This window comes from Pseudovibrio sp. W64, from assembly GCF_001623145.1.
In the GTDB taxonomy this organism is placed as follows: Bacteria; Pseudomonadota; Alphaproteobacteria; order Rhizobiales; family Stappiaceae; genus Pseudovibrio.
In genome coordinates, this window is record NZ_LMCI01000008.1 from 264,390 (window position 1) to 288,294 (window position 23,905).

Consider the following 23,905-nt stretch of genomic DNA (forward strand, 5'->3'; position numbering starts at 1 on the left):
ACCTGTAAAATCTAAATCGGTGTACCTCCTCCGGAAACGCTAATGATTTGTCCTGTTATTTTAGCAGAGCCCGGACCGGCGAGGAAGTTGATCGCTTCGGCTACTTCGTCGGGCTTGATGACGCCCAGATGAGCGTTCTGCTCGACTTTTGAGATGAGGCTTGCAGCAAAAGGATCTCTTTGAAGCTTATCATAAAGAGGGGTTCCACGTACAACACTTGGGCTGACACAATTGACCCGGATGCAATGCTGTTTGGCTTCTACCGCTAGGGCACGGCAGAACATGGAGATGCCTGCTGTTGCAGACCCTACGGCTGTGCTGCCAAAGGTCGGGATTATGGAAACATCCGAGGTTAAACAAATAATTGAACCGCAGCGTTGCTTGGTCATAACCGGATAAACCGCATGAATTGGGTGCAGGATACTGCTCATGAGTGAGGTGACCGTGGGCATGAGCTCTTGCAGTTTTATTTCATGCAATGGTTTGGGGATGAGTTCTCCACCAGCCGTGCTGACCAGTACATCGATTCGCCCCATAGCCAGTTCTGCATGGGTAATGGCGGTTTCTGTGCGCTCCGGGTCTGAGGCGTCGCATTGCACAAAATGCAAATATGCGCCGGGAAATTCTGCTGCAAGTTTGCTCAGAGCATTGCGGCCCTTGGTGACATCGCGCCCGCATATGGTGAGTTTTTGAAGACCGGATTGGAGGAGTGTTTTGGCAGAAGCAAATCCGATGCCGGATGTGCCTCCGACGATGACTGCTGAGGATTCATTTAGTTTCCGCGCCACAGTGACCTCCAGATGCGACTGAACTCTCGTCGTGATCTTGCTCGCGTAGATGCTCAAAGAGTTGTTTTAGTACAGATGCGGTATGTTTTTGCTCAACACGTGAGAGCCTGACAGGCCAAACAGCAATCAAAGTAACCGGAGCGCTAAGACCTTCCTGACATCTATATGTTTTGCCGCTCGTCACTCAGGCTCGTCGCCAAAGCCGGAAAGAAACGCACCATAATCGATGCTGGCCTCCAACGTTGTCACTCTTGCTTCTGCGTGGCGCGGATCGAGAAAGATCATGCGTCCGGGCTTGGCGTTGATCTCGAGTAGCTTGGGGCAACCTGTTTTGTCGACGCCTATATCCAGTCCCAGTTCCCCAATTGGAGAGGTGTGATAGTCGTCCATACGATGTGCAATGGAGAAACCACACTCCTCGACAGCCGCTTTCACCGCCTCGGCCTTCTTGCCAAACGCGTTGGTGAAATAATCATCCGGATCAATCACATCCGCGCCCTGGCTGAAGTGGGAGGAGATGCAGCCATGTGCGCAGACCCTTGGTCCGATCATCAAGCAGCGCCATGTGCCGCTGATGTCCTTTTGCATCTGAACGCGGCAATCGACAGACCGTCCATCGAACGAAGAAAAGTCGAGACTTTGCTGTACCAGATACTGGTCCAGTGACGTATGACTGAAGGCAAACTCAAACGCGTCTTCCAGCTGCATGAAATCCGCATGCGGGCAGGATAGATCGGTCAACCATTGCAAGCGGTAGCCTTTATCGCGCCTGGACAAGCGCATCAGCAGTTTGCCCCCTCGCCCGTCGACGGGTTTGAGATAAGCGGAGTGATGGCGGTCCAGAATCTTCTTTAAAAGCGGTGGTGTCGGTGCTCGGTGGGTTTCGGGCAGGTACTTGCGCAGCTTTTGCCCGTACATCAGGTGCTCATGCACCTCCCATTTATCAAAGAAGCCGGGATTGTATATATGAGAGCCCAGAGCACGCATCCGGTTCTTCACCGCTTCCACACGCAGTTTGTGCTCTTCGTCGCGGGTGTGAATGCGGTTGTAAATGGCGGTTGGCAGGGGCAGACCGGGTTGGCGGTGACCAGGCATGGTCTCCCCCGTGATTGTGTTTGTCGCCCAGTTGTAATCTTCAGGCGAAAACAGAAAGGCGATGTAGCCGCAGGTTTGCGCGTATGTCAGCATATCCTGCTGGTGGCGGCGCTCAGGATCAAACTTGCCCGCACCCATGATGCCAATAGTCGGGCCGATGTGGATGGTGTCCCCGTCCCGTTTTACGTGAAGGCCATCGATGAGCGCAAGGCCGAGTTCGTCAAACACATCTGCTGGCAGGCCAAGGGCTGACCTGCGCTCTGTGTTGATTGCCGTTTTGGCAGAAAAACGGTGACAAGCGCCTATTTTGAAGGACAGGTGTTCACCGGCCGTGGCGCCGATTTTTTGAAGGGCACCTTTGGAAAAGACCACTTCATTGTTTGAACTGGACACACGATAAAGATGAAGTTTGACAGCGGAAACCACAGGCCCCCCAAGATCAGCTGGAAATCAGGACAAAACAGGACGAAACCGGTTGGGCCGGACCATACAAGACAGATTCTCGCCAAAGCCTTGCGGAACTTGGGAAAGCTCTAATGGTTTAGGTTTTTGCGTGTACTTGGGGGCTTTACGACTCAGTGCGAATCTATGACTGATTCACGTGTACACTGCCGGTTGAGAGGAAGGTTCGAACTGTCAAATCGGTATTTCATCGATTTTTGCACATAAACCGTCATGTCCTGGTTTTTTTGTTGGCTTGGCGAATGTGACGTTTCTTAATAAGATTGTTCTGTCTTATTATGGAAATGTTGCTGTAAAATCGGTGGTTTACGCAATATCTGGTAATTCTCCGGTTCCGCAGTACAAGGACAGCGGAAAGAACCTTAACGATCTCTTAATATTGGTTAATACTCGTTAACTATAAAGATATTGACGCGGGTTTTGAAACGGAGAAGGATGCGCTGTGACGGATTATTTTCGCTCTGAACTTCAAAACCGTCATAGAGGTTAAGAGGCAATATGCTGCTCGCTGCTGAACATGATGAAACTTCTGCTGAGAAGATTGCACGCCATTCTGACTTGTTGTCACGGCAACTGCAATCCTTAAGGGAGAAGATGTATCCGCCTGAAGCTATGAAGAAGCTGAAGACGTTTTCTTCGCGCGAGGTTGCAGGCCTGCTCGGCGTTGCCGAATCCAGTTTGCGCCAGCTTTCACTCAACGGCGAAGCAGTTATCCCCGAAAGGCTGGATAACGGCAGACGCATTTATACCCTTCCTCAGATCAATGAATTACGTCGTTATCTGGCTGAAAAACGCCCTGCAGATGCCCTGCGTCTGGACCCGCGCCGCCGTCATGGCGAGAAGATGCAGGTTCTGGCCGTCGCCAACTTCAAAGGCGGCTCTGCAAAGACCACCACAACCGTCCATTTAGCGCACTATCTTGCGCTTCAGGGCCTGCGCGTGCTCGCCATCGACCTTGATCCGCAGGCCTCCTTGTCTGCCATGTTTGGCTATCAGCCAGAGTTCGATGTCGACGAGAACCAGACGCTTTATGCCGCGATCCGTTATGACGACGAGGAGCGCGTTCCACTCAGCCATGTTATCCGCAAAACTTACTTTGATGGACTCGATCTTGTCCCCGGTAACCTGGAACTGATGGAATATGAGCACGAAACCCCGCAGGCAATTGCTCAGGGGCTTTCGCGCGGCGATGGTATGTTCTTCCGCCGCATGGCGACCGTCCTGAAGGAGGTGGAAGATGATTATGATGTTGTGCTTATCGATGCGCCGCCACAGCTGGGGTACCTCACCCTTGGCGCGCTCTATGCAGCAACCGGAATTGTCATCACCGTGCATCCGGCCATGCTGGACGTGTCATCCATGAACCAGTTCCTCTCCATGACCTCAGAATTGCTGGCGGTGATTGAAGAGGCTGGCGGCACCCTGAGCCACGATTTTGTGCGTTACCTGCTCACACGCCATACACCCCATGATGTGCCGCAGGTGAACGTTGCAGCGCTTTTGAGAGGTCTTTTTGGTGAGGATGTGTTGGCAGCGTCCATTGTGGAGACCACAGCGATTGCCAATGCGGGACTGGAAAAGAAGAGCCTTTACGAGGTTGAGCGCGGAAACATGACCCGCGATACCCTCAATCGTGCTCTTGAATCGGTCGATGCAGCCAATACGGAAGTGTTCCAACTGATCAAACAGGTATGGGGTCGTCCATGAACAAGGCAACTGATCGTTCCAAGAAGATGCGTGCCATGTTTGGCGGTGTTGATCCGGCTGAGCTGGCGAAATCGCCCGGCCCTGCCCCGTCCATGACGGCGGCAACGAAGCAACGCGTCTCTCCGGGGGCGATCAAGTCTATGCGCAACACCTTCTCCAACGTGGAGAAGGAAAACGAAAAGCTGCGCCAGATGATCGAGGACGGCAGTGTCGCGCATGAGCTGAACACGGAAGACCTTGACCCATCCTTTGTGTCTGACCGTATGGTCGTGGCCAATGATGAGGATTTTGAGAAGCTCAAGGCCTCCATCTCTGCCAGCGGCCAGCAGGTGCCTATTCTGGTGCGCCCGCATCCGGACCTGCCGGATCGTTATCAGATCGCTTTTGGTCACCGTCGTTGGCGTGCCTGTAAAGACCTTGGCATCTCGGTTCGCGGCATCATAAAAGAGCTTTCCGATGAAGCCCTTCTGATAGCTCAGGGTCAGGAAAACCATGAGCGGAAGAACCTGTCTTTCATCGAGACAGCGTTGTTTGCCTCTCGTCTGGCAAAGACATTCCCGCAGACGGTCATTTCCAAGGCGATTGGTAAGGACGCGACCACCGTATCCAAGCTGCTCAAGCTGATGAATGCGCTGCCAGAAGAATTTGTCCGCGAGATTGGCCCTGCGCCAAAGATCGGGCGTCCAAGATGGGAAGAGCTTGCTGGTCATTTCAATCACGGCCAGTTGCCTGATCCGTTCAAGGCCCGCGTTGATGCCGTGATGATCAGCGCCGATTTTGAGCTTTCTGCAAGTGACGAGCGCTTCAGCGCGATCCTGTCTGCCTGCAAGTCTGCCGAGACAACGGCAGCAATCACAACTGGTTCTATCGCCACAGCCGCTAAAAGCTGGATTGGCGACAAGCAGATCCTGATGAAGGATGGTCCGAATGCGCTGAGCTTTCAGGTGGATGCGAAAAAGCAGCCTGAACTTGCCGCGTTTTTGAAGCGCCGCCTGCCGGATCTGATGGATGAGTTTGAAGAAGAAATTCTGAAGGAGGATGCATGACGGTCTAGTTACGTCTCTTCCAAAGAAAAACGGTCCTGCTGACGGCAATCAACAAGACCGAAATTCCTTGGGTACAAACAAACGATAGCGCTCGATGTAACCCTTTTTTGCATCTTCAAATTACTTCGAGACGCGGTACGAATCAACCCTTCACCAAGGTGTTGAAGCGTCTTTCTGCATGCTAATCGCCAGTTTGTCCCGTTTATCCTCAGTTTGGGGAGGATGTTTTGTGTCCTGACCCATAAGAACACCTACTAGACTTAGTAGGTGAACGGTGTAGCTATGCAATCTGTTGGTTCAGTGGCGTCGTTCAGAAAACTGACGCCGGCAATGGTTGCCAGTCAAAAACTGGCGATGGCCAATGACATTGTGAAGACGACAAAATCAGAGGTCGCAATGGCTTTGAAGAAGGCCGCGCCTGCTTTGGGAATTGATGGGACCACCTATCATATTCTCGATATTCTGATTGGCCTGACGGCTGCAGAGGACTGGTCGCAGGACCGCCGTCCGCTTGTCGCAATTTCCAATGAAAAACTCGCTGAGTATGTCAGCCGCTCCTCTCGTACTGTCGTGCGCTCGTTACGCAGGCTGGTGGAAGCTGGTGTTCTTGCTTACAAAGATAGCCCAACAGGGCGTCGTTATATCTACCGCGCGGGTGAGGATCGTCAGATTGAGCGTGGCTATGGGTTGGATTTCTCTCCAGCACGTCAACGTCTGACTGAACTGAAGCAGATTGGTGCTGAGTTTGCAGCCCGTCTTGCCCAGGAAAAGGAAGCCAAGCGTACAATAAGCCGGCTTTCAAGAGCTATGGCAGACCTTTTCCGTCTTGCCAGCCTTGAGGAACTGGAAGTCTCAGAGATCGCATCCGCATTCAATGAGTTGATGGACCAGCCAATGGGTGTTGTTGACCACGCTGAGGCATTGACCATGCTTCATGAGCTTTTAGTAGCTCGCTTTGATATGAGCGAAACACCAACGGAAAAGGGTGATGCTGATGTTGCTGAACATGATGTTTTTTTTGATACAAACTCAGAAATGTCATGCGCAGAGGACAATAATGTCACCCCTTATAATAATACAATCTCTCAAGACTCTTGGATAAAAAGTAAACAACGGCGGAACACGTCTAACGACGCATCCATAAATACAAGCAAATCAGGTTTCACCCGATTTGAAATAGCTCCTGAGAAGGAACCAAAAAGCGAAACTCGTGCCACAAGCCAGAAGCTGAGCAAAGCTGAAAGTCTGAATTGGTCAGAACATGTTGATCCTCATGAAAGCGATCAGTTCTCCCCTCTCCTGTCTGAGGTTTCCCTTGGGTTGATCAGTTCAGCAACTGCAGAAACTCAAGCTGCAATTGGGCTCGATCTTTCCAGCTGGAACAGTTTGATTGACGCGTCCGATGACATGCGTTTGCTGATTGGCCTCTCTCAAAAAGGCTGGTTTGATGCGAGAAAACGGGTTGGCGATTATACGGCTTCTGCGGTTTTGATCACCACGGTTGAAAAAGCCCTGCGCGATCCGGAAAGCATTGCGCGACCAGCCGGATATTTCCGCGCTTGTGTTGACAGGGCAATTGATGGAAAGCTGGCCTTGCACCGCACGTTGTTTGGTCTGGCCGCCTCCGGGTCCTCTGCTGCAGATAACTAGCGCTGGGTTGGGTGGTTTACCCTTAGCAATTAGAATTGGATGTGAAACTCATGGCTCATGGATCAGCTACAACGCAAATGCCTCTGATCACCTTGTTTCAGGAAGACGACAAGCAGGAGCTGCGTGATTTTCTGGCGACGGCCTGGACACAGGCCCATGAGGATGAGTTGGGCACTGAGCTGACCAAACAATTGGTTGCAAGGCTGGAAAGCGAAGATCTTGGCGGCGTTGTTCCTGGAGAATACGGGTATCTATACCTTGCCAAGAGCGAGCAGAAGATCGTCGGGTCTTTGGCCTGTGCCCTTCGCGGCGAAGTCGTCTTCATCTGGGCGTGTTATCTGGCCAGCGACTTTCAGCGCAAAGGGTTGGGCCGGGCACTGATGAAACAAGCTGTCTCCGAGTTCCCCGAGGATAAAGTCGCCGGAATCTATGTGCTTGAAGGGAACGAGGAAGCCAAGCAATTTTACCAAAAACTTGGCTTCCTTGATTGCGGTGAGACAGAGTTTGAAGTCATTGCCGACACCTACACCCCTGCCCGCGTTATGCAAGTTCGCATTGCAAACCTGAACTTGGGTTGATCTCTGATTCTATTGGAGAAAGCGGCAAGCAGATGCCGCTTTCTTTAATGTTAAGTGACTGGCTGGATATCCGCCGCACCCTTACAGTTCTTGCTTATCATTGTGCTGCGAATTGCTTCTCTCTGCCCTTTCAAAGAAGCAATCTGTGGAGCTATATTGTCGCCAGATAGGCTTGAAACTGGAAGGCCAATCAACACTACACCGACGATGTCGTTTGTACGGGCATTGTTTTGTTGCTCAGCAGCTGAGGTGTACGCGCGGTCAATGTTCTGAAGCTCGCTTCGAAGAGCCTTACATGATCTGCCTTCATAAAAGCTTGTTGAGGTGTAAGCTGGAGCGATGCTCTCTGGTTTTTTTGCGCATGCTGTAATGATAAGCGCGAGCGAAAGAGCCAATAGGCCAGAAGATATCTTTTTCAAAGGTGTATTCCATTTTTGATTTACAACTCTGGATACACATTTCTTTTGTGTTGCTCAATATTAGCTCCGCTCGTTTATTGGCTTATTTGGTGGCTCCTTTGCAACAATCTGGTGATTGGTGTTTTGATAGAAAATCGGTACTGCATAATTTCTGCATGCGGCGCTTTGCTCTATGCTGCTATTGATTAGCTTCAATCGGATGCTGAGGTAACATGAAAGCAGATGTCCTTAATAGACGCCCGAAAACCGTGCGCATTTGGGGGCAACTGGATCTATAAGAAACTATGCTTTTTGAACTTCCAGATAACAAAGTGCTTTATCAGGCGCTGATTGACCGAAATCCGGACTTTGATGGACGGGCTTATGTTGGCGTGCGCTCAACCGGAGTGTTTTGTCGCCTCACCTGCCCCGCCCGCAAGCCAAAGTTTGAGAATTGTTGTTTCTTCGAGACCATTTCCGAATGCTTTGAAGCTGGGTTTCGCCCTTGCAAACGCTGCCATCCGGTGGGCACGTCTGCCGAGAACGATGAGGTGGTGACCCGGTTGCTGTGTGAGTTTGAAGCCAAACCGCACCATAAATGGTCCGAGTCCGATATTGCGAAACTTGGGTTAGATCCTTCCACCGTTCGCCGCAGCTTCAAACGCCAGTTCGGGATTACGTTTCTGGAAATGGCGCGTCTTTCTCGGTTACGTGATGGATTTGAGACGCTTTCCGACGGTGGCAAGGTGGTTGATGCGCAATTGGCCTCGGGCTTCTCGTCTCCAGATGCTTTCCGGCAAGCCTTTGCCCGGTTGCTGGGATGTAAACCGGCAGAGTTGAAAGGCGATGGTCTGCTCAAGGCGGATTGGTTCGATACTCCGCTCGGCGCGATGATTGCCGTGAGCGATGACCGCGCGCTTCATCTGCTGGAGTTTGCTGACCGAAAAGCACTGCCTGCTGAACTTGCCCGATTGCGCAAACAGGTAAAGGGAGATCTGGGCCTTGGCCGGACTGCACCGACTGATCAGATCGCGTCAGAACTGCGCGAATTCTTTGAGGGCAGGCGACTGGATTTTGATGTGCCTTTGGTGATGCATGGCACCGAGTTTACCAAGGATGTCTGGCGCGAACTGCGCCGAATTCCGATTGGGGCCACCAAAAGCTACAGCCAGCTGGCGAAGCAGATGGGAAAGCCCAGTTCTACTCGCGCCGTTGCCCGCGCCAATGGAGCAAACCAGATAGCCATTGTTATTCCGTGCCACCGAGTGGTTGGGATGGACGGAGGCCTCACCGGATATGGCGGCGGTCTTTGGCGAAAACAGAAATTGATTGACGTTGAATTGAAAATAGCAAGATCGAAAGGCCTTATTGATGTCTCAGGCTGATAAAGCAAAACAGTTCGCCGCTCTGCATAAAAAAGGTGAGCCTATCGTCCTCTACAACATATGGGATGCGGGCACTGCTCAAGCAGCCACAAAGGCAGGTGCCAAGGCCGTTGCAACGGGAAGCGCATCAGTTGCTGCAGCGCACGGGTACGGAGATGGCGAAGAAATTCCGCTTTCGCTGGTCGAAATTATCGCAAGCCGCATTGCGGAAAGCGTGGATGTCCCCTTCTCTCTCGATTTTGAAGGCGCCTATGCAGATAGCCCTGCGGATGTGAAGGAAAATGCGGCCCGGATCATCAAAACCGGTGCAGTTGGCGTCAATTTTGAGGATCAGAAGGTCCAGGGCTCCGGCCTTTACTCGATTGATGAGCAATGTGCGCGGATTGCAGCCTTTCGGGATGCCGCAGATGAAGCAGGCATTCCGTTTTTCATCAATGCGAGAACTGATCTGTTTTTGCAGGAACCAGATGCAAGCAAACATGCTGCCTTGGTGGAAGAAGTTGTGCTGCGTGGGCAGCGCTATGCCGAGGCTGGTGCCAGTGGGTTCTTCATTCCGGGCTTAACTGATCCTGACCTGATCGCTCAGATTTGTGAGGCGGTGCCACTGCCTGTGAATGCTTACATGATGAAGGGCATGCCTGAAATCGCTAAGCTTGGAACGCTTGGCGTTTCGCGGGTGAGCTTTGGGCCGGGACCTTATCGGGAAGCAATGGTTGATCTGAAGCGGAAAGTTGAAACCATACTTGGCTGAAATGAGAGGGGAGCATATGCTCCCCTTCCCTTTTTGTCGGCGCGCTGTCTTATTTGCCTTCTTTGAATTTCTTTCTCATTTTATCGCGCATTTCCTGCTGCATCGCGCTGAACTTTTCCATCTGCTCTGCGCTGAGAACCTGAGCCATCTGCTCATTCATCTTTTCTCTGGACGCTTGCATTGGACCACGAACTTCGCGTAGTTGTGAAAGGGTTGGCTTCTTGCCACGCTCAATGCCAGCATCTTTCAGGATCGCGCGGCGCTCTTCCATGGATTGCTTCATGATTGGGCGGACTTTTTCTTTCTGCTCATCCGTCAGCTGCAGCTTTTCAGCCATCATTTCCAAACGTTGACCCTTGCCAGGATCCGCCTGGGCGATGAGAGGTGTTGCAAAGAGGAGAGACAGGGAGAGAGCGATTGCCTTGAACATGGGGGCTCCTTTTTTTTGTAAGTCGATAGCTCATGAAGACAGTGCGTGGACGCAGCGTTAAGTGCAAACCAAATAGTGTAAGAGAACGTCTCCGTTCTGATCCTTGTGACAGGTCGTTACACTTTCACTAACCCATTAAAAATATTGGGAAATATTCTATTCAGGTTATCTCGCATTTTCATAAAGATATGCCCGCCTCGGGTAGGAGGCGGGCACTGTTGCCAGCATTGGGATTTAAGGCAACTTTAAAGGCGAAGCTTAGTCAAAAAGATCCTGACGAGCTTCGGTTCTGCGAATGACACGGCGCGCGGTTGCTCTGTCCTGACGGCGGTCCCATGCTTTGGGGGCGACAGCGACCGGGGCCGGAGTGACAACTGTTGTGGTTGGGGCTGGTACAACAACTGCAGCAGGCGCCGCATTCATTCGGCAGATCTGGAGTGGATTGCGTCCGGAGTCATAAATGGCAACGCATCCGGTTAATGAGTTTGTCTGAATAATCGTCTTGGTGCCGTTGCTGTCGTAAAAAGTCAAAGCATCGGCGAAAGCTGCGCCAGAAAGAGTAACGAGAGCGGCGCTTGCGATTGCAATTCTTTTCATTCTGATCTCCGGTGGTTCGGTCGTCCAACATGTCTGTTTGGGGTAAAGACACTGTTTGATTGCGTTGAAGGGACTATCGGGGATCAGTTGAAAGAGAGCAATTTGAGTTTTGTAATCGGCTGTCGCTCATCTTGAACTCTGACAAACTCGGTTACAATTTGGGCGGATAAGCGCCGTTGATGGATACATTTTGATGCACACCATCGCAGTTTTCTGCCGATTTTGGGGAAAAGTAACGCACTAGCAGGTGAGTTTGGCAGGGCGTGGATGACTTGGCAGCTGCCAACAATTGCTGCCAAGTCGGATTTTTAAGAGGTGGGCTGCACCAGTGAGATGTCGAGGATCTCTGTCCCTCCAATGAGGAACTCGCTCAGTGTTTCACGATGCTCAGGCGTCAGCTTCACCCACTCATCCCGCAGACGGTCGAGGCATTTCTTCTGGTATTTGAAGATGTCCTGCGTAAAGAAACCTTCTGGCAGATCTGCTGTGAAGGACGCTTCCCCTTTGTCGATGGCTTTGGAGTTCGCTAACAGGAACGGTAGATAAGTATCGCCTGCCATCTTAAGAAGCTCTTTGACTGCCGGAGTAAGCTCGGTGATCCAGTCACCGTCAAAACCGGAGGCGTCATCTATGTGGTCAAGCCAGCGGAAGACGAAAGGGAACTCCTTTTGCAACATGGTAGACGGGGTTGGGTCGTCTTTAAGTTGGTAGAGCTGCCCGAAGAGAGCCACATCTGCCAATGAGGCCATATCGCCAAACAGGAAATGCTGCTTGGACAAAACCGCTTGTTCTAAAATAGAGAGCATACGCTTGGTTGACGCTTCAATGATCGGCGCTGTTTCCGGTGTGCATCCAACCTTTGGCATGCGGCTGATCTGACGTGCGCCAAACTGCTGGCCCATTGCCTTGATGGTTTTTTCATCCAGACCAAGACAAGCGTCGTAAAGCAACCAGTTCGGCACGATCTTTCGGTCTTCCTCATAAAACCACCGATAATGGAACATGGCTTTCACAAGCCACTCGTCTGCCATGTCCTCAATCAGGTAACACGCGAACCGTATCAGTGGATCGTCGGGAACAAGCGACCTCCCCTCCCCTTTTGCCTCCAAGTCCAGAAGCAGCGGAGTGGAATCGTTCACCCACGTCTCATCCGGATACTTGACGACAGGGATGACTGGAATCTTCACGTGCTTGGTTGGGCTGTTCGGTCCCATAGGTGCGCAGAGCTTCCATGCGTGTGGAATGCGTTTCGCTCGGAACGCTGCACGAACCTTCATTGAGTATGGTGAGCCCAACGCGCCGTGTATTTCAAAATTCCCCATATTCCCCTCCCCTGACTTGGCAGGTTCCGATTTTCCTCAGGTCCGCTGCCAAACTTGGTGTTTACATGTCGTTCAAGATCGCTCCATCACCCTGCCACTGAATTTGCTCTCCCCTCTCCATTTGAACCATCATGTTCAAAATGGCGGCTGGGTTTTCCATTGGCAAGAAGTGAGTGTGATCGGGAACGTAAATATCTTTTGCATTGGGCATGTTCTCTGCCAGTAGCTCCCAGGTGGGCGATGGCGAGAAATCATGCAAGGGCTCATCTGGTTGCCGACGACGTGCGCGCACAATTGTCGTTGGCACAGTCACAGCATCCAGAAGCGGATAAATGTGGTCTCCGTAACAAGTGCGATAAACCTCGGCTTCAGCATCTGGTGGACAAGCGAGTTGGTATCCTTCGCCCTGCTCTGAAGTGACTAATCCGTGATCGCAGTAATCCTGCAAAATTTCAGGCAGCCAGCTGTTGTATGGTTTGCGGGTTTTGAACCGCTCAAACATCTCGTCGACATCCGCCCACTGGTTTCGGCGTCGGGCAACCGGATGGTCCTGATCTGCGATTTGCTTGAAGAACGGAAGCAGAGGTTTAGGAAACACGACCGGATCCAACAGAAGAATGTTTTTGTAGAGCTCGGGAAACTTGGCAGCTGCCAAGATAGACAAATGACCTCCACAAGAATGGCCGACACCGAATACTTGATTTAGTCCGAGTTGCTCGACCACTGTGAAAAGATCGTCTCCCAGATCAGTCCAGAGTTTCGGCAAGGCAGCATTGTCGCTTTGGCCGTGACTGCGCATATCCCATGCTATGACATGGCGACCGGGAAAATGCTTGATGATGTAATCCCAGACGCGACCATGAAATCCTGTGGCATGGAGAAGCAAGAATGTAGGGCCTTCGCCCGCCCATTCGTGAATACAGATCTTATGATCTCCCGCATGGACGAACTTCTGAATGGGGGTATCTGAACGCATGGAATTTCCTCTGCAGCAATGTCAGAAGAAGTGTAGTCATACCGTATGGGAGAACAAGCTCTACCAAAGCAGAATAGCGTTTTTATTTATAATTCTCGACTTGGCAGCTGCCAAATTCGACGGGAACGCTTAGGACATTGGGAATGCATTTTCAATCGGGAGCTCGACCTCCGGCATAAAGCCTTTCACTTCGATGCTCATTGTAGCTCCGCTTGTCGTTGTGTCCTGGACGTTGACTGTGGTGACAGTTTCCCAATCTTCGTTATGATCTTTTCCATCCAAGTCGACTTGCACTGCGTATTGTCCTGCTTGATTTTCTATTATGCGAACGAACTGGTCGGGAAAGTGATAATGTTGATCCCATGATTTATCACTATAATCTTCGAGCAATTTGGATAGATCTATAACGTCTCGGTCTCCGCCTGCGGAGCTCTTCAACTGGAAGTCTGTGATGTGATCTGCTGCTCCGTCGAGTTGCTCAAAGAAGAAGATGTCAGAGCCTTCACCACCTGTAAGTTCGTCTGATCCGGCTCCGGCAGTCAGGTGGTCGTTGCCTTCAAAACCATTAATCACATCATCTTCATCGGTGCTTTTCAGAGTGTCGTCGCCGGCTGTCCCGTCAATCTGGTTCCTTGGATCGGTGGCACCGTCATCTGGATTGGGGTGAACTTGAATACTGGTAATGGACGGGTTGGAGTTCCCATCTTCTGAGTGAACAATGACTGAGAGGCTGCGCGCCTGCAAGCTTTCAGATGTGGTTGTGAAGGTGATTGAGTTCAGCAAATTCTGATAGGTGGAAGCATCGGTTATTCCAGAGAACGTGAGTGTCATAACTCCGCTGCCGTTGTCTTCCAGCTGGCTGGAGACGCCATCGACATCCAAGGAGTTGAGATGATCACCATCCTGCGCATTGAAGAGTTTGAGAGTCAGACCCGAAATATCATCCTGCACTCCGTCGAGCTTGGCAGACTTGGCAATTGCCAAGTCGTCATCTCCAAGCTGAAAGGATGCCTCAAAGTGTTGCTGTTCCAGTGGCTCTGGCTGGACTATTGAAACCGTCAGCTCCTCAATTCTCAATGTGTCTGCGGCAGTGAGATCCGCTGGTGCAACCAAACGGATCGTTGTCGCAGATGAGATGTAATCGCTTAGATCAAGGTTGATCGTCTGAGACTGAGTGTGACTGATCAGACTGGAAATCTCGCCAATCTGGTGGACGGACCCATCAGCCAACAGGGCTTCAATGTAGAAAGACTTCGCCGGACCGTTCGTTGCGAACTCTGCTGCGTATGTGAGTTGGATTGAGGCACTTTGCGCGCCTGTCAGGTCAAACGTTTTGCTGATGCAGGCAAGATTGTCGTCTCCCTCTGAAGACGAACCGGATCGATCTGAGAGAACCAATTTGCCAGTATCGGCGTCAATGTAGATATCTGAGGAACCATCACTGGCGTCTTTAGCTTCTCCATCATCTCCACTTTCTACCCAAGACGTGGATTGAATTTGGCCCATTAGCTCAGAAGAATACGAGGTTTCATCGAAAGTCCAGCTGACTTGGTAACTGCCAGGTTCCCGGGAGTGAAGGAAAACGGTGGGCGGTGCTGCGGGCGCACTCGTGCCTTCGGTGACTTCAATGCGGAACTGTTGAGCAGCCTCCGCGCCAGAACTATCTTTCGCGACCACAGTGATCTCATAGATGTTGTCACCGTCCAGATCCATGGGTGCTTCGAAGGATACATCTTCTTTCCAGCTTACCTGGCCGGTCTGTTCGTCGATGTTGAAACGGGCCTTGTCAGACCCTTCGAGAAAAAAATGGAGAGGGTCTCCATCAGCATCTGAAGCATTCGCCGTGAACACAGTATCAGGACCGTCATCTTCCACGTTCATGTGAAGCGGCGTGTCTTGGTCTACACCTGAAAAGATGGGTGCGTCGTTTTCCGGTGATAGCTCTATAGAGACGGTGACGGTATCACTGCGCTCTCCATCCGCATCCTCAATGTAGTAACTGAAGCTGTCCGAGCCATTGGCGTTGGGGTGACCCGTGTAATTAAACGTGTTGTCCGGGTTCTGAGAGAGGTGGCCCTTGGCAGGTGCCAAGACGATGTGAACAGTGAAGCCTTCACTGCTAAGAGTATCATTGCCTAACAGGTCCAACACAAGCGGTGTATCTTCCGTACCAGAAAACTGATCGGGGGACGCCGATGACTTTCCATCCGAGATGCTGAAGGTGAAGTCCAGAGGGATCGTGTCTCCGTCACCGTCGGAAGCCACTGCTGAAAACGATAGTAAAACCTCGTTTGCAGATGTGTGGTCAATCGGTGTGAAGAACTCGACCTCGTAGTTTCCTGATCCGGTGGGATCCAGTTTGATCGTGAAAACATGCGTGCCATCCTGTGTCTTCGCGCTGAGTTGATTGCCCGTACCTTCAATGGAGTAATAGACCTGAGCGCCGTTGACAGTGAAGGGAGCAAGGCTGCCGCTCATGCTGGAAGAGAAGGTGAGCGTCGGTGCAGACTGTGTGTCGGCGCCCCAATGAACGTTCAAATCACCACTTTGAACGATTGAGGTTTCATCGTTCATACGCGCTTCGAAGAGAGCATTTTCTGAAAGGCTAAGTGCTTCAGGTGCGGAACTGAGGACGGGCGTGCTGTCTGCAATCGTGATTTGCAGCTGACCATTAACAGTGTCCCCATCTGCATCACTTGCAACATAATGCAGTTGAAACTGCTCAATGCCCCGAGCGTGGTTTAATGGTGCATGCTGATCGACAGAATAGGCGCTACTGCTGAAATTCAGCGTCGCGGTGAAAATTGCCGTCGTGTTTTGGAAAAGCGTCAGTTTCTCACCATTCAAATCCCAACTGAAGCCAGAAGGGAGAGCGGACTGTGTCCATGAAACCTGCCCTCCATCTACACCAGTTGAGACGGGGAGTACACCGGTTAAGGCATGAGTATCCTCAGCAAGTGCATGGTCTGCCCCTGTTGAAGCGAATGCGTCGTCACTTAAGCTGAGGTGGACCGGTTCCCCGACTTCCGGATTGTCGTCTTTGATCGACACCTGAAATTGGCCTGCTGCGGTATCGCCATCTCCATCCGTAATCACATAGGGAAGGCTAATTGTTTGCTGGTCTACGCCATTTTGGTGTTGCAAAGGATTGTGCTGCTGAACAGTGTAAGCGCCTTTGCTCTCTGTAAACTGAGCGGTGAGAATGAGCGTATCGCCTTGAAGAACGCTGAGCTGTTGCCCCTCGATGATGTAGATCAGCCCTTCGGGATCATCAGGTAATTGCCAGCTGATCGTGGCAGTGTCTGCTCCAGCTGAATGAGGCAGGTACTCAGAGGGATAGCTCAGCTCGGTTTGGGTACTCAACTGGCTTTCGTCAAAGCTGATCTGGTTGAGTGGAAATGCTTTCGGCGTATCATCCAGCGAAGAGACCAGAAGCTTGCCTTCTGTCGTCTGGCCTTGTGTGTTGGTTGCGCTGAAGCTGAGATTGAAGACGGCTTCCGCATTAGCTCCATGATTGATCGCGCTGTGTTGCGTGACGCTATAGGTGCCTGTTGCTGAGTTGAGCGTGACTGACAAAACAACTTTGTTGCCTTGCAAGATCAGGAGTGCTTGCCCTTCCTGATGAAAGCTGAACCCTTCCACCGGAGATGCTGTGTTCCAGGATAAGACGACAGGACCTTGCGATGCATTGATAGGCAAGTCTCCTGCGGCTGTGGCCTCAGCGGGATCGCCTTCTGACCCTCCTGGAAGTCCGGCTTCTGACACTGTAGCCGTCAGATTCCATTCCGCCGGCATCGGGTCATCTTCAACACGGATGTCCAGATGAGAAACAAGAGTGTCTCCATCTGCATCTTTTGCAATGAAACGGAAGCTCATTAAGAGATCCGACACACTGCCTGCGTGATCCAACGGTGCAAACTGCTCATAGCTGTAGGTGCCGTTTGGTGTATTCGGGTCCAGCGTGACCTTTAAAACAAGAGTTCCATCACCTTTCAAACCCTTCAATATGTGTTGGCCTTGCTGTCCAAACTCAGATTGAAAAAGAACCCGCGCACCGCCACAGGTAATATCGAGCGGATCACCTGAGCGGCCGAGTGGGCGTCCGGCTGCATCAAGTGTAAAGAGCAGTGCGCGGGAGTTGGTTCCATCCACGCCGAAATCAAGAGCGAGACTATCGCTGACTGAAATACTGTTGGATGTGCGAAAGGATGCTTCCTGAACAGAATGGACAGGAAGATCACTTGCCCGGGTAACTGTGCTGTTTGGTTGAACGTATAGATCAGAGGCAGACAACCGCGGAACGACGATGTTCTCTGATTGTGTATTAAGAGCGCTTACAAGTGGAATAGCCTGATAGTTATCCTGCGTGTTTTCAGAAAGCTGATCAGAATGCGTAAGGCTATGCAGCTTCTCAAGCGCTGGTTCGTGGTGAACACTCTGCAAACTTGTTTTGGATATGGGCTGCCAATTGGTTTCTTCTGAGGACTTGTCAGCATCCTCCGTTTCTTTCTGGGCAGGGGAGGGGAGGTCAACTTGAAAGCTGCCAAGTCTTGGTGCCGTCTCGACTTCAACGGCCTTAAGAAACTGACTCTGTGTTGTGAGCGGACCAGATGGCATCAAAATGAAGAATTCATTGGCAGGTCCACCAAAGAATTGCTCAATGACAACAATCTGCCCATTCCCATCTAAAATATGAAGCTCGTTTCCATCACGGATGAGTTTTGCTGTGCCGATGGTTTTGGAGAGGTCAACAAGCTGGCCTTGCTCCCGCACCATCAAGATTGGTGTTCGGGAGGGCGCCAGTGGCTCGGCAAGCAAGATTGGCGGTGGTGCAGACTGAGAAGGCGCAGTCGCGGGCGTTGCGGTCAGGTTCGTCATGGCTACGTCTCCTCTTTCTTTCGGTTTACTCTGTGCTTATTTGACGTGCTGGCGTGCCAGATACTTCCTGCGGGCGAGCTTCTTCTTTTCAAGCAGCCGGGGGGAAAGCCCCAGATGCAGCAGTATGTCTGACTGTCTAGTTCTCGCCTGAAAATGCAGGCGTACGAGGTCAGCTTCAGAGACCGCCAGCTTCAGGTCTGCTTTTTGCAGATCATTGAGGGCACTCAGAAACTCCGCAAACAATGCCGGCTCAACCAGATTGGCCGCGCGGGCCTGATGATAGGCACGTGCCCGCCGAGCCGCGTGAAATTGCAGCTGTTTGTGCTGGTCAACGGCACGCTGAAAACGCTTCTCAGTTCTGCGATTGTCTCTTGTGAGCGTAGACCCGCTGAAGAGAGAGGGACCGAGGGAAGACTGCAGATTTGATGCTCCTTCTCCAGTCAGCTCAACGTACTTTGCATGCGCAGTAATGAGTTGGCTTTTCGCTGAAATGCTCAATTTATTCAGTGTGTTAAGGGAGCGCTCGGATACTTTCTCAACAAGCTCGATAGCCTCAGGAGCATGGACGCCTTCAGTATCTGTTAGCGTTGCGACAAATGCCTTCAACTCACTCTCAGATTTGCTGTAAATCTCAAGAGTTCGGGTGTTCAGGTGAAGTGTCAGATAGGCCTCTAGAACGCTCAGGCAAAAGTCGTTCTTCTCTTGCTCTGATGCCTTGATCCAACTCCCGCCAGTTTCAGCTGAGGTGAAGAGGAAGCTATCTTCTACTGCGTCGCGAAACGTGGTTGCACCGCTGGATGTGACCATGAAGGACGCAACCATCATGCTGGCAAATTGGTAAAGCCAACCTTGTTTGAAACACCAATTTTGCCACTGTTTCATGACGCCCCCTCAAGGCGCCCAATCCACCCTCCGGCAGCACCTCTCCTCTTAAGAATTCATTAACATTTGCATCTAGGGAACCTGAATTGGTTGAAAGTGACAATTCCGAAATCAGGGTAGAGAGAAAATATAGATTTAAATATGGGGGTGTTGTTTTTGAGGGGGCGCCTTTTGCAAGGCAAAGGATTTTGCTCTTACGTCGCAGTGGGGGAGGGGGTATTCATTCATGCTGAGACGAAGCAAGAAAAAAGAGGCCGTTGGCCTCTTGATGCATTTTGGGAAGCGGTATGCGCGTTGGTCAGCAGCTCAAACATCCTGAGCAAAGCGCAGGCCTACTCAGCATGGTTCTGGCTCGATAACCCTATGCAAACTTGCGGCGGGCATCTGCTGCAAGGCCAAGGCCAACAGCGCCAAAGACGTTGCCTTCAACCACAGACGCGTTTGGCATCAAGGACTTGAAGTGTTCGCGCAGCATCGGGATGCGGGTTGTACCGCCAGTGAGGAACATGCTGTTGATCTGATCTGCGGTTACGCCAGCCTTGTTCAACGCTTCCTGAATGGTGGCTTCGATTTTGCCAACGGATGGGCCAATGGCGGCATGGAAATCAGCGTTGGTTGCATCAACCAGAACGTCTTCTTCCTCCAGCTCAATCTTCAGGCTCGCAATCTCTGCAGAGGACAGATCGATCTTGGTTTGCTCTACGCGGGTAGCCAGCATGTGGCCGTCTTTTGCGCGGATCACTTCGCGCAGGCGTTCCACGAGATGTGGCTGCGCTGCTTCGCGGCGCACTTCCCCCAATTCCCGCAGGATATTGGGCGAGTAAAGCTGGTTGATGAACTGCCAGGTTGCCAGATCAAAATAGTATTTTGAAGGCAGGGCGCGCTTGCCGTCTTTTGTCAGCGTTTTGTAGCCGAGATGCGGCATAACCTGCGCAAGTGAGAGCAACCGGTCAAAGTCAGTACCACCGATATGAATACCCGTATTGGCGAGAATATCACTGGTGCGATCTGCAGCGTTTTTGCGCTCTGGAGAAACGCGAATGACGGAAAAGTCGGCGGTACCGCCGCCAATATCCAGTACCAGAATAAGCTCTTCGCGCGTTACTGTTTGCTCATAAGCCAGCGCCGCTGCAATCGGCTCATACTGAAAGGCAATGTGCTCAAAACCTTCCTGACGGGCGATCCCTTCCAGCGTTTTTTCAGCTGCACGATCAGCGGTTTCATTGCCATCGATGAAATGCACCGGACGCCCCAGAACCACGCTGGAAACGTTCTCCTGCATGTGCGTATCCAGCTTGCGTTTCAGCTGGCGCAGGTAGAGCGCAATAATATCTCTAAATGCCATACGGCCACCCATGACAGCCGTTTTTTCCTGAATTAGGGATGTGCCCAAAACGCTTTTAAGCGCCTGCATAAGGCGGCCCTCATCGCCCCTGATGTACTCTTCCTTGGCCTTGCGTCCATAAACGATCTGCTCGTCTTCAAAATTGAAGAAGATGGCAGAAGGCATTTCGCTGTGCCCGTCTTCAAGCATCACAAGCTCAGGGCTTGCGCCGGAAAAGATGCCCACGGTTGAGTTGGAGGTTCCAAAATCAATGCCTGCGAATGCGCTGTTCATTTTTTAGACCTCTCATCATGCCTCAAGTCAGGCAAAGGTGGACGGCTGCCAGGCAATTGGCGGCACCAATGGGTTTTCAGGTTCGGGATACCTCCCTAGGCATTTGGGAGGGCGAGCTTGATACACGCTGCTTTACGGGATTGCCAGTGAATTTTGACGGGACTTGGATATCTTTGTGGGTGAAAATCAAAACCCGTTTAAAAACATCAGATTGTAGAAACACCCAAAGAATACAGGGGCGTGTTTTCAGAATTGCGACAACAACCAATCTGCTTCTAGGTTCATGCTCTGTTTCCCTCAAATTTTTGAGCGTGCCATGGCCTTGCAGAAAACCGCTTTGATAACAGGTGTTACCGGACAGGACGGAGCGTATCTCAGCCGCTTTCTGCTGGATAAGGGATATGTGGTGCACGGCGTTAAGCGCCGCTCCTCAAGCTTCAACACGGGTAGGATTGAGGGGATCTATCAGGGGCCCCATGAGGAAGATGCCCGTTTCATCCTGCATTATGGTGACCTAACAGATGCCACCAACCTCATCCGTATCATGCAGGAGGTGCAGCCCGATGAGGTTTATAACCTTGGGGCGCAATCTCATGTGAAGGTGAGTTTTGAAACGCCGGAGTACACTGCAAACAGTGATGCGCTGGGTGTTTTGCGCTTGCTGGAGGCGATCCGTATCCTCGGATTGGAGCAGAAAACGCGGTTTTATCAGGCCTCGACCTCAGAGCTTTACGGTTTGGTGCAGGAAGTGCCGCAAAAAGAGACGACGCCGTTTTATCCGCGCTCCCCTTATGCTGCTGCCAAGCTTTATGCTTACTGGATTGCGGTCAACTACCGGGAAGCCTACGGAATCCACGCAAGCAATGGCATTTTGTTTAATCATGAGAGCCCTCTGCGCGGTGAAACCTTTGTTACGCGCAAAATTACTCGCGCCGCAGCCGCGATCAGTCTGGGGCAGCAGGACAAGCTGTATCTGGGCAATATTGAGGCTACCCGGGATTGGGGGCATGCGCGCGACTTTGTTGAAGGCATGTGGGCTATGCTGCAGCAGGATGAGCCGGATGACTATGTGCTGGCAACAGGCACTATGACCTCAGTACGCAAGTTTGCAGAACTGGCGTTTTCAAAATGCGGCATCACACTGGAATGGCAGGGCAGCGGCGTTGAAGAGAAGGGGATTTGTTCTTCAAGTGGTCGCACTCTTGTTGCGATCGATCCACGCTATTTCCGCCCCTCCGAAGTGAATGAGCTGCTTGGCGATGCCAGCAAGGCGCGGGATAAACTCGGTTGGCAGGTAAAAACTACCCTCGAAACACTGATTGAGGAGATGGTGCAGGCAGACTTGCTGGAAGTGAGAGACGGCAAGGTGCTTGAAGATGCCTGATCTGCAACCTGTTGACTTTGACCTGACTGGAAAAACGGTTTTCGTAGCCGGGCACAAGGGCATGGTTGGTCGTGCTCTCATGAAGCGGCTGGCGCGGGAAAACTGCACTCTTCTGACTGCGGATCGGACACAAGTAGACCTTACCATGCAGGCAGAAACCCTTGCATTCTTGCAGGAGGCGAAGCCAGAGGTCGTGATTGTTGCTGCCGCCAAAGTAGGAGGCATTTGGGCAAACAATGAGTACCCCGCCGAGTTTCTTTATGAAAACTTGGCCATCGAGACCAACCTCATTCGCGGAGCCTTCGCAGCTGGCGTTCAAAAACTGCTGTTTCTGGGGTCATCGTGTATTTATCCCAAACACGCCCCACAGCCGATAGAGGAGGGGGCTTTGCTCTCCGGTCCTCTGGAACCCACCAATGAATGGTATGCCATCGCCAAGATTGCAGGCATCAAATTATGTCAGGCCTTCAGGCGGCAATACGACTGTGATTTCATTTCTGCCATGCCCACCAACTTGTATGGACCCGGCGATAACTTCGATCTGACAAGCAGCCACGTGTTGCCCGCTCTTATGCGCAAGGTGCACGAGGCGAAAGTGAACGGAGCTGAATCCTTTGAGATCTGGGGCACAGGTGCGCCGCGCAGAGAGTTTCTGCACTGTGATGATTGCGCGGATGCCCTGGTGCATCTGCTGAAGACTTACTCCGCAGAAGAGCACATCAATGTTGGCTTTGGTGCAGACATTTCAATTCTAGAACTTGCGCAACGCATCTCCAAAATATTGGGCTATCAAGGCGCCATTACGCAGGACACCTCCAAACCAGATGGAACTGCGAGAAAACTGATGAGCTCGGCTCGCCTGCAACAGTTGGGGTGGGTGCCATCCATCTCGCTGGATAAGGGAGTTCGTCATACCTATCAGTGGTTCCTGGAAAACCGGGTGCAGGAAGAGCTGGTTTAACGCAGCCCTCTTGAAAATACTTGGACACTCGCAAATGTCACAGTGAAATTAAGAGCAGTTTCAGTCATGTTATCCAGCTGAGATTGGGCGTTGGAGCGGATGTTGATCTCTGCATCCTTCAGCCCCGAAACCAAAGGGATAGCACCATGATTGAACGCATGCACACCAAGCAGCGTATGAGCAAGATCGTTAAACACAACGGCACAGTTTATCTTTGTGGCCAAGTTGGCGTGCGCGGTGAAAGCATCAAAGAACAGACTGCAGAATGTCTGCACCGTGTTGATGAACTGCTTGTTGAAGCGGGCTCCAGCCGCGAGCAGATTCTGCAAGCTATCGTCTGGCTTTCTGACATGCGTGACTTTGCTGAAATGAACGAAGTTTGGGATGCATGGATGCCAGAAGGGCATGCGCCTGCACGCGCGTGCGGTGAAGCCCGCCTTGCCTCTCAGGAACTCCTGGTGGAAGTCATCGTAACAGCGGCTTACGACTAAAACGTGCAGGCGTTTGGAGCTGACGACTGGGGGATACATTCGACCAAACGGTGCAGCTCCAAACACCCAACTATGCGAGTGTGCCTCCCAGTATTGGAAATGAGCACAAGGTGCGCCGGACTGCTTAATCGGCAAGCGAATTGCTGTTTTTCCTGCATTGAAGTGAGTTGCTGATAGCCCAAACTTATTCCCCTTTCCAATTTCTCCCGTACTCTGAATTTATGCCTACGTAACGGGCAGCTGGCGGACCGTCCGTCAGTTTGTCGTAGGCTGGGTGGGGCTACTGGAAGAAGTAACGTATCTTTCAGTGGTCCGGTGGAACCGATTTTCAAACGTGACCGCATGGTTTGAGAGGAAGGGCCCAAGTCTGAAGGGCATCACGCGGTGGCACGAACCAGTCAGAGTGGTGCGTGTCAGGGATGAAGGAACTGTTTGGACAGGGAAACCTGCCTGAATAAGCCATTGTCCTTCCAGGAAACTGGCTATCGTGTCTTTCAGGATAAGAG

Annotated in this window: 20 protein-coding genes; 9 read left to right on the top strand and 11 right to left on the bottom strand. The window is 51.7% G+C overall.

Annotated features, from left to right (window positions below):
* Nucleotides 1-11: 11 nt before the first annotated feature.
* Both PsW64_RS05580 and PsW64_RS05585 read right to left on the bottom strand, forming a co-directional pair.
* Nucleotides 12-788, bottom strand: a complete 777-nt coding sequence (locus PsW64_RS05580) for an SDR family NAD(P)-dependent oxidoreductase (RefSeq protein WP_063302970.1) — start codon at nt 786-788, stop codon at nt 12-14.
* Nucleotides 789-968: 180 nt separating this feature from the next.
* The gene (locus tag PsW64_RS05585; RefSeq protein ID WP_063302971.1) at nt 969-2,309 is read right to left on the bottom strand and encodes a YheC/YheD family endospore coat-associated protein; all 1,341 of its coding nucleotides are present in this window, start codon (nt 2,307-2,309) and stop codon (nt 969-971) included.
* 534 nt (nt 2,310-2,843) lie between these two features.
* Between PsW64_RS05585 and repA the strand changes: the two genes are divergently transcribed.
* From repA to PsW64_RS05605, 4 genes are all read left to right on the top strand, one after another.
* Nucleotides 2,844-4,052 carry a plasmid partitioning protein RepA gene (gene repA, locus PsW64_RS05590; protein WP_057462928.1) on the top strand — a complete coding sequence of 403 codons (1,209 nt, stop codon included), beginning with the start codon at nt 2,844-2,846 and terminating at the stop codon, nt 4,050-4,052.
* On the top strand, nt 4,049-5,098 hold the full coding sequence (gene repB, locus PsW64_RS05595) for a plasmid partitioning protein RepB (protein ID WP_063302972.1): 1,050 nt from the start codon (nt 4,049-4,051) through the stop codon (nt 5,096-5,098). The genes repA and repB overlap by 4 nt, the downstream gene beginning before the upstream one ends.
* A gap of 282 nt (nt 5,099-5,380) precedes the next feature.
* A complete protein-coding gene (gene repC, locus PsW64_RS05600; RefSeq protein ID WP_063302973.1) occupies nt 5,381-6,748 on the top strand; it encodes a plasmid replication protein RepC in 1,368 nt (455 codons plus the stop codon).
* A 50-nt stretch (nt 6,749-6,798) separates the two neighbouring features.
* Nucleotides 6,799-7,326, top strand: coding sequence for a GNAT family N-acetyltransferase (locus PsW64_RS05605; protein ID WP_063302974.1), 528 nt, complete (start codon nt 6,799-6,801; stop codon nt 7,324-7,326).
* A 50-nt stretch (nt 7,327-7,376) separates the two neighbouring features.
* Here the strand turns inward: PsW64_RS05605 and PsW64_RS05610 are convergent, their stop codons facing one another.
* Entirely contained in the window at nt 7,377-7,745 is a 369-nt protein-coding gene (locus PsW64_RS05610) for a hypothetical protein (RefSeq protein ID WP_206598989.1), read from the bottom strand.
* Nucleotides 7,746-8,029: 284 nt separating this feature from the next.
* Between PsW64_RS05610 and PsW64_RS05615 the strand changes: the two genes are divergently transcribed.
* Both PsW64_RS05615 and PsW64_RS05620 read left to right on the top strand, forming a co-directional pair.
* Entirely contained in the window at nt 8,030-9,109 is a 1,080-nt protein-coding gene (locus tag PsW64_RS05615; RefSeq protein WP_063302975.1) for a bifunctional transcriptional activator/DNA repair enzyme AdaA, read from the top strand.
* Nucleotides 9,096-9,860, top strand: a complete 765-nt coding sequence (locus tag PsW64_RS05620) for an isocitrate lyase/PEP mutase family protein (protein ID WP_063302976.1) — start codon at nt 9,096-9,098, stop codon at nt 9,858-9,860. Before PsW64_RS05615 ends, PsW64_RS05620 begins: the two co-directional genes overlap by 14 nt.
* Nucleotides 9,861-9,909: 49 nt before the next feature.
* On the opposite strand, the gene PsW64_RS05625 is transcribed toward PsW64_RS05620, so the two are convergent.
* From PsW64_RS05625 to PsW64_RS05655, 7 genes are all read right to left on the bottom strand, one after another.
* Nucleotides 9,910-10,290 carry an LTXXQ motif family protein gene (locus PsW64_RS05625; RefSeq protein ID WP_057462934.1) on the bottom strand — a complete coding sequence of 127 codons (381 nt, stop codon included), beginning with the start codon at nt 10,288-10,290 and terminating at the stop codon, nt 9,910-9,912.
* Nucleotides 10,291-10,548: 258 nt separating this feature from the next.
* Nucleotides 10,549-10,887, bottom strand: coding sequence for a hypothetical protein (locus PsW64_RS05630; protein WP_057462935.1), 339 nt, complete (start codon nt 10,885-10,887; stop codon nt 10,549-10,551).
* Between the two features lie 308 nt (nt 10,888-11,195).
* Nucleotides 11,196-12,209: a glutathione S-transferase family protein gene (locus PsW64_RS05635; protein WP_063302977.1), complete on the bottom strand. Its 1,014-nt coding sequence runs from the start codon at nt 12,207-12,209 to the stop codon at nt 11,196-11,198.
* Nucleotides 12,210-12,270: 61 nt separating this feature from the next.
* On the bottom strand, nt 12,271-13,185 hold the full coding sequence (locus PsW64_RS05640) for an alpha/beta fold hydrolase (protein ID WP_063302978.1): 915 nt from the start codon (nt 13,183-13,185) through the stop codon (nt 12,271-12,273).
* A gap of 129 nt (nt 13,186-13,314) precedes the next feature.
* A complete protein-coding gene (locus tag PsW64_RS05645; RefSeq protein ID WP_063302979.1) occupies nt 13,315-18,063 on the bottom strand; it encodes a DUF5801 repeats-in-toxin domain-containing protein in 4,749 nt (1,582 codons plus the stop codon).
* A gap of 36 nt (nt 18,064-18,099) precedes the next feature.
* Nucleotides 18,100-18,945: a hypothetical protein gene (locus tag PsW64_RS05650; RefSeq protein ID WP_063302980.1), complete on the bottom strand. Its 846-nt coding sequence runs from the start codon at nt 18,943-18,945 to the stop codon at nt 18,100-18,102.
* 361 nt (nt 18,946-19,306) lie between these two features.
* A complete protein-coding gene (locus PsW64_RS05655; RefSeq protein WP_063302981.1) occupies nt 19,307-20,563 on the bottom strand; it encodes an Hsp70 family protein in 1,257 nt (418 codons plus the stop codon).
* A gap of 322 nt (nt 20,564-20,885) precedes the next feature.
* Here PsW64_RS05655 and gmd point away from each other — a divergent pair, with 322 nt between their 5' ends.
* The 3 genes from gmd to PsW64_RS05670 all read left to right on the top strand — a co-directional run bounded on the left by gmd (nt 20,886) and on the right by PsW64_RS05670 (nt 23,399).
* Nucleotides 20,886-21,947 (top strand): GDP-mannose 4,6-dehydratase, encoded by a 1,062-nt coding sequence (gene gmd / locus PsW64_RS05660; protein WP_208980609.1) that lies wholly within the window; start codon nt 20,886-20,888, stop codon nt 21,945-21,947.
* Nucleotides 21,940-22,908 (top strand): GDP-L-fucose synthase, encoded by a 969-nt coding sequence (gene fcl / locus PsW64_RS05665; protein ID WP_063302982.1) that lies wholly within the window; start codon nt 21,940-21,942, stop codon nt 22,906-22,908. The genes gmd and fcl overlap by 8 nt, the downstream gene beginning before the upstream one ends.
* Nucleotides 22,909-23,054: 146 nt before the next feature.
* A complete protein-coding gene (locus PsW64_RS05670; RefSeq protein WP_063302983.1) occupies nt 23,055-23,399 on the top strand; it encodes a RidA family protein in 345 nt (114 codons plus the stop codon).
* A gap of 255 nt (nt 23,400-23,654) precedes the next feature.
* On the opposite strand, the gene PsW64_RS27740 is transcribed toward PsW64_RS05670, so the two are convergent.
* The coding region (locus PsW64_RS27740; protein ID WP_206599541.1) for a hypothetical protein at nt 23,655-23,905 on the bottom strand (251 nt) is incomplete at its 5' end.

Coding starts and splice junctions, on each gene's coding strand:
- fcl (WP_063302982.1), top strand. CDS start 21,940: ATGCCTGATCTGCAACCTGTTGACTTTGACCTGACTGGAAAAACGGTT.
- PsW64_RS05635 (WP_063302977.1), bottom strand. CDS start 12,209: ATGGGGAATTTTGAAATACACGGCGCGTTGGGCTCACCATACTCAATG.
- PsW64_RS05605 (WP_063302974.1), top strand. CDS start 6,799: ATGGCTCATGGATCAGCTACAACGCAAATGCCTCTGATCACCTTGTTT.
- repA (WP_057462928.1), top strand. CDS start 2,844: ATGCTGCTCGCTGCTGAACATGATGAAACTTCTGCTGAGAAGATTGCA.
- PsW64_RS05615 (WP_063302975.1), top strand. CDS start 8,030: ATGCTTTTTGAACTTCCAGATAACAAAGTGCTTTATCAGGCGCTGATT.
- PsW64_RS05670 (WP_063302983.1), top strand. CDS start 23,055: ATGATTGAACGCATGCACACCAAGCAGCGTATGAGCAAGATCGTTAAA.
- PsW64_RS05640 (WP_063302978.1), bottom strand. CDS start 13,185: ATGCGTTCAGATACCCCCATTCAGAAGTTCGTCCATGCGGGAGATCAT.
- PsW64_RS05655 (WP_063302981.1), bottom strand. CDS start 20,563: ATGAACAGCGCATTCGCAGGCATTGATTTTGGAACCTCCAACTCAACC.
- repB (WP_063302972.1), top strand. CDS start 4,049: ATGAACAAGGCAACTGATCGTTCCAAGAAGATGCGTGCCATGTTTGGC.
- PsW64_RS05645 (WP_063302979.1), bottom strand. CDS start 18,063: ATGACGAACCTGACCGCAACGCCCGCGACTGCGCCTTCTCAGTCTGCA.
- repC (WP_063302973.1), top strand. CDS start 5,381: ATGCAATCTGTTGGTTCAGTGGCGTCGTTCAGAAAACTGACGCCGGCA.
- PsW64_RS05650 (WP_063302980.1), bottom strand. CDS start 18,945: ATGAAACAGTGGCAAAATTGGTGTTTCAAACAAGGTTGGCTTTACCAA.
- PsW64_RS05625 (WP_057462934.1), bottom strand. CDS start 10,290: ATGTTCAAGGCAATCGCTCTCTCCCTGTCTCTCCTCTTTGCAACACCT.
- PsW64_RS05630 (WP_057462935.1), bottom strand. CDS start 10,887: ATGAAAAGAATTGCAATCGCAAGCGCCGCTCTCGTTACTCTTTCTGGC.
- PsW64_RS05620 (WP_063302976.1), top strand. CDS start 9,096: ATGTCTCAGGCTGATAAAGCAAAACAGTTCGCCGCTCTGCATAAAAAA.